The 17,392-nt window shown below is 70.3% G+C and carries 14 protein-coding genes; 11 read left to right on the top strand and 3 right to left on the bottom strand.

Annotated features, from left to right (window positions below):
• Positions 1-2 precede the first annotated feature (2 nt).
• The 3 genes from B7K21_RS10730 (at position 3) to B7K21_RS10725 (ending at position 2,788) form a co-directional block, all read left to right on the top strand.
• Complete coding sequence (locus B7K21_RS10730) at positions 3-1,478, top strand: dihydrolipoamide acetyltransferase family protein (RefSeq protein WP_084075408.1); 1,476 nt, start codon at positions 3-5, stop codon at positions 1,476-1,478.
• A gap of 321 nt (positions 1,479-1,799) precedes the next feature.
• On the top strand, positions 1,800-2,429 hold the full coding sequence (locus B7K21_RS12490; RefSeq protein WP_144016186.1) for a hypothetical protein: 630 nt from the start codon (positions 1,800-1,802) through the stop codon (positions 2,427-2,429).
• 35 nt (positions 2,430-2,464) lie between these two features.
• The gene (locus B7K21_RS10725; protein ID WP_084075407.1) at positions 2,465-2,788 is read left to right on the top strand and encodes a hypothetical protein; all 324 of its coding nucleotides are present in this window, start codon (positions 2,465-2,467) and stop codon (positions 2,786-2,788) included.
• A gap of 69 nt (positions 2,789-2,857) precedes the next feature.
• Here B7K21_RS10725 and B7K21_RS10720 read toward each other — a convergent pair whose 3' ends face one another.
• Positions 2,858-4,261: a UTP--glucose-1-phosphate uridylyltransferase gene (locus B7K21_RS10720; RefSeq protein WP_084075406.1), complete on the bottom strand. Its 1,404-nt coding sequence runs from the start codon at positions 4,259-4,261 to the stop codon at positions 2,858-2,860.
• 82 nt (positions 4,262-4,343) lie between these two features.
• Here B7K21_RS10720 and B7K21_RS10715 point away from each other — a divergent pair, with 82 nt between their 5' ends.
• Entirely contained in the window at positions 4,344-5,411 is a 1,068-nt protein-coding gene (locus B7K21_RS10715; RefSeq protein WP_159448496.1) for a DUF2332 domain-containing protein, read from the top strand.
• Here the strand turns inward: B7K21_RS10715 and B7K21_RS10710 are convergent.
• Positions 5,408-6,661, bottom strand: a complete 1,254-nt coding sequence (locus tag B7K21_RS10710) for a diacylglycerol kinase family protein (protein WP_084075404.1) — start codon at positions 6,659-6,661, stop codon at positions 5,408-5,410. The two genes, B7K21_RS10715 and B7K21_RS10710, sit on opposite strands and share 4 nt — an antisense overlap.
• 37 nt (positions 6,662-6,698) lie before the next feature.
• Between B7K21_RS10710 and serS the strand changes: the two genes are divergently transcribed.
• The 3 genes from serS (at position 6,699) to B7K21_RS10695 (ending at position 10,228) form a co-directional block, all read left to right on the top strand.
• A complete protein-coding gene (gene serS, locus B7K21_RS10705; protein ID WP_084075403.1) occupies positions 6,699-7,973 on the top strand; it encodes a serine--tRNA ligase in 1,275 nt (424 codons plus the stop codon).
• A 106-nt stretch (positions 7,974-8,079) separates the two neighbouring features.
• The gene (locus B7K21_RS10700) at positions 8,080-8,940 is read left to right on the top strand and encodes an HAD family hydrolase (RefSeq protein WP_234989278.1); all 861 of its coding nucleotides are present in this window, start codon (positions 8,080-8,082) and stop codon (positions 8,938-8,940) included.
• 43 nt (positions 8,941-8,983) lie between these two features.
• The gene (locus B7K21_RS10695) at positions 8,984-10,228 is read left to right on the top strand and encodes an AGE family epimerase/isomerase (protein WP_084075402.1); all 1,245 of its coding nucleotides are present in this window, start codon (positions 8,984-8,986) and stop codon (positions 10,226-10,228) included.
• A 19-nt stretch (positions 10,229-10,247) separates the two neighbouring features.
• On the opposite strand, the gene B7K21_RS10690 is transcribed toward B7K21_RS10695, so the two are convergent.
• Positions 10,248-11,228 (bottom strand): zinc-binding dehydrogenase, encoded by a 981-nt coding sequence (locus tag B7K21_RS10690; protein WP_084075401.1) that lies wholly within the window; start codon positions 11,226-11,228, stop codon positions 10,248-10,250.
• A gap of 175 nt (positions 11,229-11,403) precedes the next feature.
• Between B7K21_RS10690 and B7K21_RS10685 the strand changes: the two genes are divergently transcribed.
• The 4 genes from B7K21_RS10685 (at position 11,404) to B7K21_RS10670 (ending at position 17,372) form a co-directional block, all read left to right on the top strand.
• A complete protein-coding gene (locus B7K21_RS10685; RefSeq protein WP_159448495.1) occupies positions 11,404-15,876 on the top strand; it encodes an ATP-binding protein in 4,473 nt (1,490 codons plus the stop codon).
• 76 nt (positions 15,877-15,952) lie between these two features.
• Positions 15,953-16,384, top strand: coding sequence for a roadblock/LC7 domain-containing protein (locus tag B7K21_RS10680; protein ID WP_373994285.1), 432 nt, complete (start codon positions 15,953-15,955; stop codon positions 16,382-16,384).
• 9 nt (positions 16,385-16,393) lie between these two features.
• The gene (locus B7K21_RS10675; RefSeq protein WP_084075398.1) at positions 16,394-16,789 is read left to right on the top strand and encodes a DUF742 domain-containing protein; all 396 of its coding nucleotides are present in this window, start codon (positions 16,394-16,396) and stop codon (positions 16,787-16,789) included.
• Entirely contained in the window at positions 16,770-17,372 is a 603-nt protein-coding gene (locus B7K21_RS10670; RefSeq protein WP_084075397.1) for an ATP/GTP-binding protein, read from the top strand. Before B7K21_RS10675 ends, B7K21_RS10670 begins: the two co-directional genes overlap by 20 nt.
• The last annotated feature ends 20 nt before the right edge of the window (positions 17,373-17,392 follow it).

Below are 17,392 nucleotides of genomic sequence, written 5' to 3'. Positions count from 1 at the left end.
CCATGCCCACCTTCGAGACGTTCCGCATGCCCGATGCAGGCGAGGGCCTGACCGAGGCCGACATCGTCACCTGGCACGTCGCCGTCGGCGACACCGTCGAGGTCAACCAGCCGCTGCTCGAGGTTGAGACGGCCAAGTCCCTCGTCGAGCTTCCCTGCCCGTTCGACGGTGTCGTCACCGAGTTGCTCGCGCAGGTGGGCGACACGGTCGAGGTCGGTGCGGACATCGCGCGCTTCGACGTGGACCCCGCTGGCGAGGCAGCTCCCGGCGCCGACCCCACCGCAACGGACGCAGCCCCCGCCGCGCCCGCTCCGGACAGTGCGAACCATTCTGGAGCCGACGCGCGGGCGTCCAGTGTTGCTGAGCCCGCGACGGCCGGGGTGTCGTCCGCGGATCCGGTTCGTGCTGTCGAGGAGCCGGCTGGGGCGCAGGCGCCCGCACCGGCACAGGCACCCGCGGACGAAGGCTCCGGTTCGGTGCTCGTGGGTTACGGAGTCAAGGCCGGGGCAGCGCACCGCCGCCCTCGCAAGTCCGATGCGCTCGAGCCGATCGGCGGCGAGGGCGACAGCGACTACCCGGTGCTCGCGAAGCCGCCGGTGCGCAAGCTCGCCAAGGAACTCGGCGTCGACCTCACGACGGTGACGCCTTCAGGGCCCGGGGGTCTCGTCACGCGCGAGGACGTCGAGTCGGCCTCCAAGGCACACAGCCCGCGAGAGCTCGCGCTGTATCCGGGCGATGACCAGCCGTGGCTTGCGCAGGGCACGATGACCCGCGACGGTCGCGCCACGCGTGTGCCGGTGAAGTCGGTGCGCAAGCGCACTGCCGAGGCGATGGTGTCCTCGGCTTTCACCGCGCCGCACGTCACGGTGTTCCTCACCGTGGACGTCACGGAGACGATGAATCTCGTCGCGCGCCTCAAGGCCGATCGCGAGTTCGCTGACGTGCGCGTCACGCCGCTGCTCATCGTCGCCAAGGCGCTGCTGCTCGCGGTGCGCCGTCATCCCGAGGTCAACGCCTCGTGGGACGAGGAGCGCCAGGAGATCGTCTACAAGCACTACGTGAACCTCGGCATCGCGGCCTCGACCCCGCGGGGTCTCATGGTGCCGAACATCAAGGACGCGCACCGCATGCCGCTGCACGACCTCGCGGAGCGGCTGCAGGACCTCACGGTCGCGGCGCGCGAGGGGCGCACCACGCCTGCGGCGCTGCAGGACGGCACGATCACGATCACGAATGTCGGACCGCTCGGTATCGACACTGGCACACCGATCCTCAATCCGGGCGAGTCCGCAATCCTCGCGTTCGGCGCCATCCGCCAGCAGCCGTGGGTGCACGAGGGCGAGATCCAGGTGCGCTGGGTCACGCAGCTCGCGCTGAGCATGGATCACCGTCTCGTCGACGGGGAGCTGGGCGCGCGCGTGCTCGCAGACGTGGGTCGCGTCATGAACGACCCCGCGCAGGGCCTCGTCTGGGCGTAAGGCCTGTCGGGCAATTTCTGTGCCCAAGCAATGACGACGTGGAGTGCGACGACGGTGAGGTCCGCGTCGTATCAGACGGACTGTCCGTCCCCTGAGGCGTGTCACTTGCGACGGCTGCACCGTGCTCGACTCGACTGCAGGCCGCACCGGGGCCGTTCACGTGGGCTTGCTGGCTCTCGCACTCGGTTCCGCCACGACTGAGCATCTGGGCGCAAAGTCCTGGAATGACCGACATGTCGGACTTAAAGTGAGCAACACCGTGCGGGGTATCGGGACCTCAGAGCAGAGTGGGGCTCGGCCTGCAACAAGGGGGTTGTATCCATGAAGCGGTTGACTCGAGCGTTCGCAACGGCAGTGCTGGCGGTGTCGCTGGCCATGAGCACTGGCATTGTGGCGGCCGCCAATGTCGCTCAGGATCCTGAGAGTAGCGATATTGACGCACCGCCTGAAGATGCAAGCGATTCAGTACCATTCGCCGACTTGGCTGACGGCGAGTTCGTGATTCTCGACTCCGACCAAGTCGACTCCTCGCTGCTGAACGCAGATCCTGTCTCTCTCGCGCGCACAAGTCTGACCGCTGGAGGCACGTGGGTGATCTGCGCCGCCGGACCAGACAGCCCCCACTACTCCACGGGCGCGAAGGGGGCGATCTACAAAGTGCGGATCGGCTGTTCCGGAAGCGGCTACTCGTACGTCACCGTCAAGGTGAACTGTACTTTCATGTATCGCTCGTACTTTGCGACAAGCTGGCAGCGAACCCGAACCTCGTCTGGCTCAACCTCAGTGAAGGTGAACGGAGACCGTGGCACGGTGTACTGCCCGACGCAGGGGAACCTCGGCACAGGCACTGGCTACTGGCAAGGGTCAGGCACATACCGGATCACCTGGCCGGGAACAGGCGCTTTGGGAACCTATGCGACGCTTTGGGGAGGGACAATCTCCGCACGCTAGCGATCCGCAACACACCTTCACGACCGGAGCCTGACATGCTGCAAGACCACGGAACGGTTGACGAGCGAGACATCCGCGCCGAGAGTGACCACGCCACCTACTACGTCGAGTTCTGGACCGGCGACGCCTGGGTGGACGTCCACAAAGTCGTTTCCGACAGCGCGCTCGAACTCGTCGAGTGGGCACGCAGCCAAGCAGTGGCACGTGCCTCCACGCACCTCAAGGTGAACTTTGTCGCAGCGCAAGGCGACGAGGCCGCATTGCATTCGTATCTGTGCCACGACGAACGCTGGCAGCCCGCCGGTGATGGCCTCGTCGCTGTTGCCGCCACGCCTCTCACCCCGTCCGAGTTGGCTTAGGAGAATCGGCCTAGGTCTCAGTCGACTCTGTTCCCTAGCTGGACCGACGCTATCTGGGCAGCCGCGAGGTCAGCCCTCGGTGATACCGCCCTCGAGCACGGCGCCATCGGGCACGCGGTTGGGCTCGCCGTTGTCGTCCTCGAGCACGACGGTGCCACGCACCACGACGTTCGCACCGAAGGTCCAGTCGCCGTTCACCGTGAGCGACGAGGCCTCCTTGAGCGAGGGCGCGCCGTGCGGGAACCGGCGATCGAAGTCCTGCACCGTCTTGTAGAAGTCGGGGTCGAGCTGGATGGTTGGGGCCTTCCTCACCGCGAGACGCAGTGCGCCGTCCTCGTCGAGCGTGTAGGCGTCCGAGCGCAGCAGCAGCAGCTCGTTGGTCGTCTTGACGGGCAGGAAGCGGTCGCGTCCCACGACGATGGCGGTGGCGCCCTCGAAGACCTCGATCGCGGCGCCCATGGCGGTCTCGATCTGGAAGACCTCGGGCGACTCCTTGTCGGTGGGGTCGACGTGCTTGACGTTGCGGATCAGCGGCAGCCCCAGCACCGCGCCGCGCTCCGTCAGCGCCACCTTGAGCTTCTCGAGGTCCCACCACAGGTTGTTGGTGTGGAAGAACGGGTGGTGGAACTCGTCGGTGAAGAAGTGCATCTCGTCCTCGGCGGTCTGCGCGGTGTCGCGCAGGATCAGCTGGCCGTCGGACTTGCGGACTGCGAGGTGACCGCCCTTGCGGTCCATCGCGGTGCGGGGGCACAGCTCGGCGGCGTATGGCGCTCCCGACGCGGCGAACCAGCCTGCGAGGGTCGCGCTGGGCACGGCGCCGAGGTTGTCGGCGTTGGACACGCACGCGTACCGGAAGCCGGCGTCCAGCAGGGCGTCGAGGACACCCGAGGCGAGGATGGCGGTGTAGATGTCGCCGTGGCCTGGCGGGCACCATTCGAGCTCGGGATCCTGCGGCCACTCGACGGGCTCGAGGCCGTCCACGAGCAGCTTGGGCTCCTTGTTCTGGAGGAAGTCCAGGGGCAGCCCGTCCACCGCGAGGTCGGCGTGTGCGGACAGCGCCTCGAGCGAGTCGTCGCGCGTGCGGAAGCTGTTCATGAGCACGAGCGGCAGCGGGGCGCCGGTCGCCTCGCGGGTCCTGAGGATCTGCCCGGCGATGAGGTCGAGGAAGCTGGCGCCGTCGCGGACCGGCAGTAGGGACTTCGCCCTGTCCATGCCCATGGACGTGCCGAGGCCGCCGTTGAGCTTGATGATCGCGGTCTTCGCGAGCGCCTCGCGCGCGACCTCGTCGGGCACCTGGGCGTCCGCGAGGGTGGCGGGATCGGTGAGCGGCGTGATGGTGTCCTCGAGGATGAGCCCGGTCGCGCCGGCCTCGAGCTCGCCGTAGTAGTGGGAGAACACGTCGATGGCGGCCTGGCTCACGCCGGCCTCCCGCATCTTGGCCTGGGCCGCAGCAAGTCCTGGTGCATCGCTCATGGGTCTCAGCCTAGACAGAACGGGCGCCGGCGGGGCGCGCATGCCCGACGCTGCGGCCGGGTCCTGCGCTAGCGTCGCGTGCGTGAGCGACGCGTACGGTGTGGCGGCAGGTCGCGGGGATCTCGAGGGCCTCGCGCGCGGGGTGCGCCGGTGGGCCGAGACGGCCGCGGACTCCCCGCTCTACGCGTTCCTCGCGCGCCGCGTCGCCGCCGACCCGGAGCTGCTCGCGCTCGTGGCTCAGATCCCGCGCACCCCGCCCATGAACCTGCTGCTGGGAGGCGTCAAGCTGCGCCTGGGTGAGGACGACGCGCTCGCGGCCTGGTATCCGCATCTCGTGGGCGGCGACGCGCGCAGGCCGGACGACGCGGCGTTCGTCGCGTTCCGTGATTACGTGCTCGCGCACGCGGACGCGCTGCTCGAGGTGGGCCGCACGCGCCGGACCCAGACGAACGAGGCGAGCCGTGCCGCGGCCGTGCTGCCGTGGCTCGCGGCCGCTGCGGAGGCGTGGGGCGAGCCGGTGCATCTGATCGACATTGGTGCGTCCGCAGGGCTGAACCTGTGCCTCGATCGCTTCGACTACTGCTATGCGACGGCCGAGGGGACGACGGAACTCGCCGCGTCCGATCGCGGCGCCTCGCAGCTGACTCTCGCGTGCGAGCTGCGCGACGGGATCAGGCCTCCGCGCGCGGTCCCCTCGATCGCGTCACGCACCGGCCTCGACCTCGATCCCGTGGACCCGACTGATCCTGCGAGCGCGGCATGGCTCGAGGCGCTCGTGTGGCCCGAGCATGAGGATCGCCTCGCGACCTTGCGCGCGGCGCTGGAGATACGCCGCGAGACTCCTGTCACGATGGTCGCGGGCGACGCCACGCACCACCTTCCCCACGTGCTTGACGGGCTGCCTCCTGGGCCCGTCGCGATCGTTCACACGGTCATGGCGTATCAGTTGAGCGAGGCGCAGCGGGCGGAGCTCGACGCGGTCTGCGTCGCCGCCGAGCGCGAGAGGCCGCTCGTGAGGATCGGCATGGAGCCGTGGTCGGGCTCGCCGTATCCGCGTCTCACGCTGGGAGCGTCGCAGCGCGAGGGCACGGTCGTGGCGAGCGCGCACGCGCATGGGCGCTGGCTCGCGCGCCCCGAGCGTCGTCCCTAGTCGTCCGCCTCGGCAGCCTGGGTCCCGTCGGCGTCCGGTCCCGCCCCGAGATCGTCCGCCGCTTCCTCTCCCGAGGTGACCTCCGCGTCGGGCGTGTCCGTGCGCGGGGGCGCCGAGCCTTGCGGCACCCTGAGCGTCAGGGCCGCGGGCTGCACGAACGCGTGCACGCGCGAGGCGCGGCCCAGCGACTCGCCGTCGACCTGGACCTTCTGCGGCTGGTCCATGCGGATGTCGAACTCCTTGCCGCGCACGTGGTCGATGCGGGAGGTCTTGAGGATGCGCAGCAGTCGCGTGTCCTTGATGCCGGCGCCCTGCGCGACGACCTGGCCGAACAGCTCGGTCCAGCCGACCACACCGCCGCGTGCGTCGAGCGTCGCGATGTCGAGGCTGCCGTCGTCCATAGTCGCCTCGGGGATGAGCTTGATGCCGCCCGGCAGGGTGCCGATGTTGGCCATGAGGACGGTTCGCATGTGCCCCTCGACCTCCTCGCCGCCGTCGACGGACACGCGCGCGTGCATGCGCTTCTCCCCCAGGTGCGCGATCGCCGCGAAGAAGTACGCGAACCAGCCGAGCCGCTTCTTGAGGCTCTCGTCGGCGCCCGCGACCATCTCCGCGTCAAAGCCTGCGCCCGCGATGACGAGGAACAGGTGACGGCCGTCCTCGCCGTGCCCGGGGAAGGCGCGTTCGAGGTCGAGCCAGCCCACGTCGACAGTGCGCTCCTCGCCCTCGAGCACGGTGCGCAGCAGCGTCTGGGTGTCGCCCAGCGAGAGGTCGAGGTTGCGTGCGAAGAGGTTGCCCGTCCCCATGGGGATGATGCCCATGGGAGTGCCGGAGCCCGCGAGGGACTGGGCGACAGCCCGCACGGTGCCGTCGCCGCCCACGGCGACCACGACGTCGGCGCCCTGCTCGAGCGCGGCCTGCGCCTGTCCGATGCCGGGGTCGTCGGCCGTCGTGTAGAACCACATGGGCTGCGGCAGGTAGCGGATCGCGCACGCGCGCATCGCCTGCTCGCGCAGCTCCTCGATGCCCGCCTTGGTCGGGTTGGCGATGAAGGCGACGCGCTCGTGGCCCGCGCGCGCGGCACCGAAGCCGGTCTGCGGGGGCGTGGGCTGGATGCGCAGGACGCGGCGCCAGATCCGCGGCACCGCGACCGGATCACGCGAGCCGATGCGGCGCGTGATGGAGATGGTGAGCGACAGTGCGGCGGCGGCCAGCAGCACGGCGACGATCGAGAGGGTGAGCGGCCACATAGCCTGAGCCTACGGCGGCGCAGATAGACTCACCAGCATGATCGACCTCAAGCTGCTGCGTGCCGAGCCCGACCTGGTCCGACAGTCGCAGGTCTCCCGTGGCGACGACCCGGCGATCGTGGACCAGGTGCTCGAGGCGGACGCCGCCGGGCGTGCGGCCCAGCAGGAGTTCGAGTCCGCCCGCGCGGAGCAGAAGTCGCTCGGCAAGCTGGTGGCGCAGGCGCAGGGCGAGGAGAAGCAGGAGCTGCTCGCGCGCACCAAGGAGCTCGCGGCGAGGGTCAAGGAGCTCCAGGCTCAGTCCGACGCGGCGGCGGCTCGGTCCGTCGAGCTTGCGCGGTTGCTCGGCAACATCCCCGAGCCGGGCGTGCCTGCAGGCGGCGACGAGGACTTCGCCGTTCTGCGCCACGTGGGCAGCCCGCGCGACTTCGCGGCCGAGGGCGTCGAGGTCCAGGACCACCTGGCGATCGGCGAGGGGCTCAAGGCGATTGACATGGAGCGCGGCGCGAAGGTCTCCGGCGCGCGCTTCTACTTCCTCACGGGCATCGGCGCGCGCCTCGAGCTCGCGATCCTCAATGCCGCCATGGCGACGGCGATCGACCACGGCTTCTCGCCCATGATCACGCCCACGCTCGTGCGGCCTGAGGTGATGAGCGGCACCGGCTTCCTCGGCAAGCACGCCGACGAGATCTACTACCTCGAGCGCGACGACCTGTACCTCACGGGCACGTCCGAGGTGGCGCTCGCGGGCTATCACACGGACGAGATTCTCGACCTCGAGCAGGGCGGGCTTCGCTACGCCGGCTGGAGCGCGTGCTACCGGCGTGAGGCCGGTTCGGCGGGCCGTGACACGCGCGGCATCATCCGCGTGCACCAGTTCCACAAGGTGGAGATGTTCGCATACGTGCGCCCCGAGGACGCGGCCGAGGAGCACGCCCGTTTCCTCGCCGCCGAGGAGGCCATGCTGCAGGCGCTCGAGCTTCCCTACCGCGTGATCGACACCGCGGCGGGCGACCTGGGCATGAGCGCCGCCCGCAAGTTCGACTGCGAGGCGTGGCTGCCCAGCCAGGAGCGGTGGATGGAGGTCACGTCCACGTCGAACTGCACCACGTATCAGGCGCGCCGCCTCAAGATCCGCGAGAAGCGTGAGGGCGGTGCGAGCGAGCCCGTCGCGACCGTCAACGGCACGATCGGCACCACGCGCTGGCTCGTCGCGCTCCTCGAGAACCACCAGCAGGCCGACGGCTCCGTCTACGTGCCCGAGGTCCTGCGTCCCTACCTGGGCGGCGTGGATCGGCTCGAGCCCCTCGCCTGACCGGGATGCAGCGGTGGCGAGGGCGCTGCGGCAGGCGCCCGACGCGTCGGGCGGGCCTGATGCGTGGGTTCACCTCCGCGTCACGCTCGTCGCGTAAGGTGCCGCCATGAGCCTCGACCCCTCCCAGATGCGCCCGCCGCTCACCTCGGACGACTGGCGCCTGGTCGGACTCGACATCGACGGCACGCTCATGCACTGGGGCGGATCCATCTCCGACGCGGTGGTCGAGGCGGTCGAGAAGGTGCGCATGTGCCGCACGCACGTGGTGCTCGCCACGGGACGCACGATCATCGGCACCATGCCCGTGGCGGAGCGCCTGGGGATCCGGCGTGGCTGGGCGGTGTGCGCGAATGGCGCCGTGACCGTGCGTCTCAACCCCGCGAGCCCGGGCGGCTACGACATCATCGAGAAGGTCACGTTCGACCCCACTGCGGCGCTTGAGCTGATCCGCGAGGAGATGCCCGATGCGTTCTTCGCGGTCGAGGACCTGGGGGTCGGCTTCCGCGTCAACCGCGAGTTCCCCATGGGCGAGCTTGACGGCCGGCAGATTGTGGTGGATTCCTTCGATGACCTGTCGACGCACGAGGTCACGCGCGTGGTCATCCGCAAGCCGGACGCGGACGTGAGCCACTTCGACGCACTCGTGAGGCAGATCGGTCTCAGCGATGTGACGTACGCCGTCGGCTACTCCGCCTGGCTCGACCTCACGCCTGCGGGCGTGTCCAAGGCCTCCGCGCTCGAGAGCCTGCGGCGCCAGCTCGGCGTCTATCCCGACCACACGGTCGCCGTGGGCGACGGCTACAACGACGTGGACATGCTGCGGTGGGCGGGCACGTCGGCCGCGATGGGCAACGCCCCCGACGCGGTGCGCGAGGTGGCCCAGCAGGTGCTCGGGTCGGTGGACGAGGACGGCGTGCTGCCTCTGCTCGAGTCCCTCATCGATCCTGATCGCCTCGCGATGATGTGACGCCTGATGCGCGGCGCGTGCCAGGGTGGCTAGGCTGACCGGCATGACGTGGCTAGCCTCCCCTGCACACCATCGCTGGCTCGAGACGGAGACCGACCGACTGCTCGCCTTCGGGCGCGCGAGCCGCGATACACGCGGCGGCTTCGGGCGACTCGACGCTGCTGGCGCACTCGACGCGACGGACGGCGTCGAGGGCATCGTCGAGCTGTGGATCACGTGCCGCATGACGCACGTCTACTCGCTCGGCGCGCTGCTCGGACGCCCGGGCGCGGCCCCTCTCGCCGACCATGGGATCGACGCGTTGCTGGGGCGCTTGCGGGACGAGGAGCACGGCGGCTGGTTCGCCTCCGTCGGCCCCGACGGCCCCGTGAATGATGCCAAGGAGGCCTACGGCCACGCGTTCGTGATCCTCGCCGCCGCGTCGGCGACCGCGGCGGGGCGCCCGGGCGCGGCAGCACTCCTGGAGGACGCCATCGCGGTGCACTCGGAGAGATTCTGGGACGCGGCGTACGGCATGAGCCGCGAGTCGTTCTCGCGCGACTGGGCGGACGAGGAGGACTACCGCGGCATCAACGCCAACATGCACACGCTCGAGGCGTACCTTGCGGCGGCCGACGTGACGGGCAACCACGAGCTGCTGGGCCGATCGTTGCGCATCGCGACCCGGGCCCTCGACACCCTCGCCCGCGCGCACGGCTGGCGCCTGCCGGAGCACTTCGACGCGGACTGGAATCCGCTGCTCGACTTCAACGAGGCCGAGCCCGCGCACCCGTTCCGCCCCTACGGCGCGACGATCGGGCATAGCTTCGAATGGGCGCGCCTGACGGTGCAGCTCGCGTCGTCGCTCCAGCAGGCCGGGCTCGCGGCACCCGAGTGGATGGTGCCCGCCGCGCGCTCGCTCTACGCGCAGGGCGTGACCGACGGCTGGAGCGTCGACGGTGAACCCGGCTTCGTCTATACCGTGGACTGGGAGGGCGCTCCCGTGGTGCGCGAGCGCATGCACTGGGTAGCGGCTGAGGCGATCGGAGCCGCGGCAGTGCTGTGGCGCCGCACCAAGGCGGCGGAGTATGCGACCCAGTACCAGCAGTGGTGGGACTACACGGGCGAGCACCTCATCGACGACGCGCACGGGTCGTGGCACCACGAACTGAGCGCCACCAACGGACCCTCGGCGACCGTGTGGCCCGGCAAGCCCGATCTGTATCACGCCGTCCAGGCGACGCTCATCCCGCGCTTGCCGATCTCGCCCGCGCTCGCGCCGTCGCTCGCTGCAGGCACGCTCGGCTGAGTCCGTTCGGAGCGCCGACTCACCGGTGCCCGTCGGCGCCGACGGTGAGCACGAGCGAGCCCTCGAGGCCTCCCGCCTCCAGCGCCCGATGCGCTGCCGCAGCGTCGGCGAGTGGGAACGTGCCTGCGACGAGCGGGCGCACACGCTCTGGCACGAGCGGCCACACGTCGCGCTCGACACCTGCCACTACCGCGGCGCGCTCCGCGAGCGGCCTCGCTCGCAGCGTCGTCCCGATGATGCTCGCGCGCCGGGCGAGCAGCAGGCCCAGGTCGAGCTCGGCCCGCGCCCCCTTCTGCAGGCCGATGACGACGAGTCGCCCGCCGGTGGCAAGGGCCTCGAGATTGCGCTGGAGGTAGGCCGCACCCACCACGTCGAGGATCACGTCGGCGCCGCCGCGCTCGCGCACGCCCGCGACCCAGTCGTCGGCGATGTGGTCGAATGCGGCCTCGGCCCCCAGGTCGAGGCAGCGCGCGACCCTCTCCGGTCCCCGCGCCGTCGCGAGCACGCGCATGCCCCGCGCCGCGGCGTACTGCACCGCGATCGATCCGACGCCGCCGAGGCCGCCGTGGACGAGCACGGTGTCACCGGCCGTGGCGCCCGCAGCGTCGAGGTTCGACCACACCGTGCATGCGGCCTCGACCAGCGCGGCCGCCTCGACCACCTGCAAGCCTGCGGGGATCGGCAGCACCAGCGACGCATCGACCGCGACCTGCTCGGCGTAGCCCCCTCCGGGGAGCAGGGCGCACACTCTGTCGCCCGCGGCCCATCGTCCGACGCCTTCGCTCACCTGAGTCACGACGCCGGCGACCTCGAGGCCCGGCCAGCCCGGAGCGTCGGGCGGGGGCGGATAGAGACCCCGGCGCTGGAGCGCGTCCGCGGGGTTCACTCCCGCGCTCTCCACAGCAAGCACCACCTCGCCAGGCCCGGCAGTAGGGTCGGGAGCGTGTCCGGGCACCAACATCTCGGGCCCGCCGAAGTCGGACATATGGGTGACATTCATCACACTTGTCCCGTTCCTGCCGTCATAGTGGTCACGCTATTACGTCTCATGTGGCGTTCGACCGCTGGCGCTCATGTTTTCGGCACCCGGGCCGATAAGACGTGAGAGCCGTCGCACACCCGGTGCGGGGCGGACGCCGTCGGGTGACGATCCGGCGGCCAGAGGAGAGGGTTCGATGCTCCAGAGAATGGGTATCCGCGGCAAGATGCTGCTCACCATCGCGGTGCCGCTGTTCATCCTCGTGGTGACCGGTGCCGTCATCGTTGCGCAGGCCGTCGGCCAGCTCTCCGCCGCCAACAACACCCAGTCCGTCGTCGCCGCGCTCACCGAGGCGCGCGACTTCCAGTCAGACGTCACCGACGAGCGCTACCTCGCCGTCAACTTCCTCGACTCCGTACAGCTGGGTCGCGAGGCCTACACCGACGCGCAGGCCGACACCAATACGGCCTACACGACCCTGCAGGACTACCTGTCCACGGTGCAGGACCCCGAGAACCCCGCGCTCGCGGAGGACGCTGCGCGGCTCTCGTCGCAGCTCAGCGCTCTGATGACGCCCGACGCCAACGGCAACGTCCTGGGCGAGCTGCGCGTCGACCGCATCACGGCCGACGAGACCGGCCTCGTGTTCCCCGAGCAGCAGCAGGCCACCCAGGCTCGAATCGACTACGCGACCATCGCGAGCGCCGTCGAGCGCCTGCAGGAGTCGGGCGCGGCGGCATCGACCGGCTCCGCCGTGTACCTCGGAGGCCTCGCGAACCGTCTCAACGCCGAGGGCCTCGTGCTCCTCCAGCTCCTCACCGAGCCCGTGGAGATCCGCACCGAGCTGCTCGCCGTGTACGACGAGACCCTCGTCTCCATCGACGCCCTCACGACCGCCTCGCAGCAGATCGGATCCTCGGGCGAGAACACCCCGGTGCGAGAGCGCATCGACGCAGGAGCCGTCCTGCTCGAGGACCTTCCCGCCGTGCGCGCCAACACGCTCGCGGGCACCGCGAACTCGTCGACCACGCGCAACTACTACACGCAGATCATCGACCTCTCGAACCAGTCGATCCAGGCCGCCACCTCGACTGCCACCGACTCGGATCTGACGTCGCGCCTTGCCGCGACCGCCCGTCTCACGTCGCTCACCGAGAGCCTCGAGTTCGAGAAGATCGTCGACCAGCGACTGATCCGCGCAGGTGAGTTCGGCCCCCAGGACCCCGCCTTCGTGCGAGAGCAGGCCGTCCGTTCGGACCTGCTGCTCGACGAGGCCCAGGCGACCACGCAGTCGGTGCCGTCGCTCGGCACCGTGCCGGAGTTCCGGTCCGTTGCGTCGGGCGCGAACTCGACCTACACCGCCGTCCGCACCTCGTTGCTGAACGGACTCGACTCGTCGCTCGTCGCCGCCCAGTCGGCTGACTGGCCCGGCCTTGTGGACAATGAGGTCATCCAGTTCACGCCGATCATCGATCAGGCGTGGGACGAGGTCGTCGCGATCACCGACCAGAACGTGCAGGCGCTCGTCACGCAGACGATCCTCGTCACGCTGCTCGTGGTCGCGGCTATCGCGATCGCGTTCATCGTCGCGTCGACCATCGCCCGCCAGATCACCGTGCCGCTGCGACGCCTGACGACGACGGCGACCGCCGTCCGCCAGGAGCTTCCGCGACTCGTGGAGCGAGTCGCGATGCCGGGCGAGTCCGTGGACCTCTCTGAGGTCCAGATCCCCGTGGAGTCCAGCGATGAGGTCGGCCGCCTGGCGGAGGCGTTCAACGGCGTCAACGCGGCGACGCTGTCCATCGCGGCCGAGCAGGCCGCGCTGCGTGGCTCGATCTCCGAGATGTTCGTCAACGTCGCGCGCCGCGACCAGGTGCTCCTCAACCGCCAGCTCGCGTCGATCGACGAGATGGAGCGCACCGAGGACAACCCGGACACGCTCACCAAGCTCTTCGCGCTGGACCACCTCGCAACCCGAATGCGACGCAACTCGGAGTCGCTCCTGGTGCTCGCAGGCATCGACACCGGTCGCCGTCTGCGCCGCCCCATGCCGCTGTCCGACGTGGTCCGCACCGCGTCGTCCGAGATCGAGCTGTACGAGCGCGTCCAGCTTGAGCTCGACGCCGACCCCTCGATGGTCGGACACTCCTCGCTGACCGCTGCGCACCTCTTCGCCGAGCTGCTCGAGAACGCGACCGTGTTCTCCGACCCCGGCTCGCCCGTGATCGTGCGCACCGGCGAGCGCGACGGCGCGTACATCGTCGAGGTCGTGGACACCGGCATCGGCATGAACCCGGAGGAGCTCCACGAGGCGAACTCCCGCGTCGCCTCCAACCAGGCGTCGGAGATCCTCGGGGCCCAGCGCCTCGGCCTCTTCGTGGTCGGTCGTATTGCGCGCCGCATCGGTGCGCGCGTCGAGATCACCTCCCACGAGGGCGAGGGAACCACGGCTGTCGTCACGCTGCCGCCCGCGCTGTTCGACGAGCGCGACCACCAGGCACCCGCGGCGCAGAGCCAGCGTGCGTCGCAGACGGTCGCCGACGAGATCATCGACAATCCGCTGACCGGACCCGCGGAAGCCGCGGGCCAGGCACGTCCCACCGCGGCAGCCGCTGCGGCAGCCGGAACCGCAGCGGCCTCGCTCGAGGCCTACACGCCGTCCAAGATCGAGGAGGGCACAAGCCTGTCCGGTCGTGCGGGAGACGCCGCGGACGACTCGATCCCCGTGCCTCAGATGCCTGCTCGCGACGTGGAGTCCCTCATCGCCGCGGACGCCGCATCCGCCCCTGAGGGTGCCGCCACCGACTCGACCGCGCTGGTCGACGGTGCGACGCCCGCCGGGCTTCCCACGCGTCGCCGCCGCGCGGAGGATGGCCCGCAGGCCCCCGCCGAGCGCACCCCTGTGATCCCGCTGCCCGCGCAGGCGACTGCCGAGCAGCTCTCGGCCCTCGAGGGCGAGTCCGCCGCGGGAGGCTTCACGCCCGCCGTCTCGGCGAGCGAGGTCGCGCCCCAGAGCGCCGAGCAGCGCGCTGCGATGTTCCGCGGCTTCCGTCCTCGCCGCGCAGGCGAGGAGCCTGCCGCCGCGCCCGCGGAGGAGGCGGCACCGAGCGCGCTTCCGTCTCGCAGGCGCCCGTCCGACGCGGCGGCCGCCTTCGGCGCGGCTGCGGCCTTCGGCTCCGCCACGCAGCAGCCTGAGGCGGAGCCCGCCCCGCTGCCCACGCTCGAGCCCGACGAGAGTGCGACACCGCCCTCCGCTCCGGCGCTCGAGGAGGAGCCGCAGGATGCGCCCGCGCAGGCGTCGGAGCCCGCGCCTTCCACCGGGCAGTCCCCGCTCATTCAGCACGGCTTTGGTCACGACGACTTCGCGGCGCCCGCCGCAGGAGCCGCCGCCGGGGACGCCGCCGCGATGGCATTCGAGATCCCCACCTTCGAGGATGACGAGCCCGCGCCCGCGCCCGCGCACGAGGCACCGGCCGGTGCGACTGAGCAGCCAGAAGGCTTCGCGATGCCCGCCTTCGAGGACGACTCGCAGGCGGGAGTCCAGAGCGTGTCGCTCGAGGACTACCCGGCGGGTGCCTACGGCGAGCAGCAGCACGCGTCGGGCGAGCAGGCTCCGCCGCAGCCTCAGCAGCCGCAGGCGCCCCAGCTGTTCCAGCAGTGGGGCCAGCACGCACCTCAGGCGCCCCAGCAGGACCAGCCCGAGGCCTACCAGCAGTGGGGTCAGCCTGCGCCGCAGGCGGAGCAGTCTCAGCACGAGCAGCCGCAGGCCTACCAGCAGTGGGATCAGCCTGCGCCGCAGGCGGAGCAGTCTCAGCACGAGCAGCCGCAGGCCGCGACCGCCCCGTCGGCCCCGCAGCCGCCCGAGCCCGCCCCGAGCCTGGACGACCTCATCAGCTCGGCAGTGAGTGAGGACGAGGACGCACGCGGCGGGTTCTTCAACCGCCTCTTCGGACGCAAGGGCGACGCAGCCGCCGCGGGTGCCGCTGCAGGTGCCGCAGGTGCCGCAGCGCGTGCTCAGCAGACCTCCTTCTCCGTGCCCGAGCCGGCCGCTCCCGCGCAGCCCCTGCAGCCCACGCAGCAGGCACAGCCTCCGACGTCTGGCCCTGTGCCCATCGCACCCGGTCCGGGCGGCGGGTTCATGCCCGAGGCGTCGCAGGACGACAACTGGGCTGCCGACGTGGCCTCAGTGCAGTCAGCGCAGGCGGCCGCGCAGCCCGCTCCGACGAGCTTCGCGCCCGACCGGTCGACCTTCACCCCCGACCAGCTCGCGAACCCTGTCGGCTGGGAGGCCGCGGGCGCAAGCGCGCTCCAGGCCGCCGAGCCGGAGTCCGCACGCTCGTACCGCCCGGTCGTGCAGATCGACCCGGAGCCGGTCGAGGAGGACTCGGGCGCGCCGGACATGAGCGACGTGTTCTCCGAGTTCAGCTCGCTGACCGCCGAGCGTCCCAAGGTCGAGAAGACCCGCGCGGGGCTCGCCAAGCGTCAGAAAGCGCCTGAGGCCGAGCGGCCCGCGCCACAGCCGCTCGAAACCGAGGTCTCGATCCCCGCGGCGCCCCGCGATGCGGAGGCAGTGCGCAGCCGCTTCTCGAACTTCTACTCAGGAACCCAGCGTGCCCGTTCCGACGTCGCCGCGTTCGAGCAGCAGTCGGATCCGGCGGTGAGCGAGTAGAGATGTCCCACCCCACAACGATGATCGAGCTCCACCACAGGAGCTGCAACACCCCCAAGGAGGAGCAGTGAGCGAACTGAGTCCCGAGGCCACCAACTTCGGTTGGCTGCTGGACAACTTCGTCCAGACCGTGCCCGGCACCCGTCACACGCTCGTGGTGAGCGCGGATGGCCTGCTGATGGCCATGTCCAAGAACCTCGACCGCACGGGCGGAGACACGCTCGCCGCAGTCGTGTCCGGCATGGCGTCGCTGACGCGCGGAGCCGCGCGACAGCTCAACGCTGGCGAGGTGCGCCAGTCCATCATCGAGATGGACGAGCTGTTCCTGTTCCTGATGTCGGTGTCCAACGGCTCGGTGCTCGCCGTCGCCGCAGACTCGACGTGCGACGTGGGCCTCGTCGGCTACGAGATGACGCTGCTCGTCTCGCGCACCGAGAACGCTCTCACGCCGCAGCTGATCACCGAGATGCGCCAGAACCTGCCGACCGACGGTCAGCTGCGCGCGTAGGGCGAGATCATGACGGACCAGCCAGCTGAGCACGACGGCGAGGACACCTACGCGGTCCGGCCGTATGCAGTCACGGGCGGCCGCGTGAAGGCAGCAGGCAAGGACCTCCCCATGGAGGCCCTCGTCGAGTCGCTCGCCGACCCTCAGGCTCTGCGGGGCATCACCCCGGAGAAGAGAACGATCCTGCAGCTCGCTGCGGGTCAGTATCAGTCCGTGGCGGAGCTCTCTGCCCACACCCGGCTTCCGCTGGGTGTGGTCAGGGTGCTCGTGACGGACCTTGCAGAAGAAAACCACCTGAAAATTCACACTGGTGGCACGGCCGACGACGCGAGCACGCATGACGAGCACGGCGGCCTGTCCCTGAGTCTCTTGGAGAGTGTCCTCGATGGCATCGCAGCCCTCTAACGCGCCCGCGGCAGCTGCGCCCGCGCACGTGGCGCCCACCGTCGTCAAGATCGTGATCGCAGGCGGCTTCGCCGTCGGCAAGACCACGTTCATCGGCTCGATCTCGGACATCGACCCCCTCAACACTGAGGCGGCGATGACGGAGAAGTCGATCGGCATCGACGATGCCGGCGGCGTCACCGACCGCAAGACCACCACCACGGTCGCGATGGACTTCGGCCGCATCGCGCTGCCGGGCTCGCTGTGGCTGTACCTGTTCGGCACCCCCGGCCAGGATCGCTTCCTCTTCATGTGGGACGACCTGGTGCGCGGCGCGATCGGCGCGGTCGTGCTTGTCGACACCGAGCGACTCGACCAGTGCTTCCCGGCGGTCGACTACTTCGAGGGCAAGGGCATTCCGTTCGTCGTATGCGTCAACTGCTTCGACGGCGTCGCCCGCCACCAGCTCGAGGACGTTCGCGAGGCACTCGGCGTCTCCGCCGAGGTGCCCATGATGTACACGGACGCGCGTGAGAAGGCCGCCACGAAGCAGGCCCTCATCGCTGTCGTCCAGCTCGCCATGAAGCGTCTCAAGGGGGCCTGAGCCTCCGGAGGGGGACCGCG

The sequence above is a fragment of the Demequina sp. NBRC 110052 genome (genome assembly GCF_002090075.1).
GTDB lineage: Bacteria > Actinomycetota > Actinomycetes > Actinomycetales > Demequinaceae > Demequina.
The sequence above is the reverse complement of the archived record's forward strand: the minus strand, read 5'-3'. Positions and strand labels throughout refer to the sequence as shown.

Coding starts and splice junctions, on each gene's coding strand:
- serS (WP_084075403.1), top strand. CDS start 6,699: ATGATCGACCTCAAGCTGCTGCGTGCCGAGCCCGACCTGGTCCGACAG.
- B7K21_RS10730 (WP_084075408.1), top strand. CDS start 3: ATGCCCACCTTCGAGACGTTCCGCATGCCCGATGCAGGCGAGGGCCTG.
- B7K21_RS10690 (WP_084075401.1), bottom strand. CDS start 11,228: ATGAATGTCACCCATATGTCCGACTTCGGCGGGCCCGAGATGTTGGTG.
- B7K21_RS10685 (WP_159448495.1), top strand. CDS start 11,404: ATGCTCCAGAGAATGGGTATCCGCGGCAAGATGCTGCTCACCATCGCG.
- B7K21_RS10700 (WP_234989278.1), top strand. CDS start 8,080: ATGAGCCTCGACCCCTCCCAGATGCGCCCGCCGCTCACCTCGGACGAC.
- B7K21_RS10710 (WP_084075404.1), bottom strand. CDS start 6,661: ATGTGGCCGCTCACCCTCTCGATCGTCGCCGTGCTGCTGGCCGCCGCC.
- B7K21_RS10695 (WP_084075402.1), top strand. CDS start 8,984: ATGACGTGGCTAGCCTCCCCTGCACACCATCGCTGGCTCGAGACGGAG.
- B7K21_RS10725 (WP_084075407.1), top strand. CDS start 2,465: ATGCTGCAAGACCACGGAACGGTTGACGAGCGAGACATCCGCGCCGAG.
- B7K21_RS10720 (WP_084075406.1), bottom strand. CDS start 4,261: ATGAGCGATGCACCAGGACTTGCTGCGGCCCAGGCCAAGATGCGGGAG.
- B7K21_RS10670 (WP_084075397.1), top strand. CDS start 16,770: ATGGCATCGCAGCCCTCTAACGCGCCCGCGGCAGCTGCGCCCGCGCAC.
- B7K21_RS10675 (WP_084075398.1), top strand. CDS start 16,394: ATGACGGACCAGCCAGCTGAGCACGACGGCGAGGACACCTACGCGGTC.
- B7K21_RS12490 (WP_144016186.1), top strand. CDS start 1,800: ATGAAGCGGTTGACTCGAGCGTTCGCAACGGCAGTGCTGGCGGTGTCG.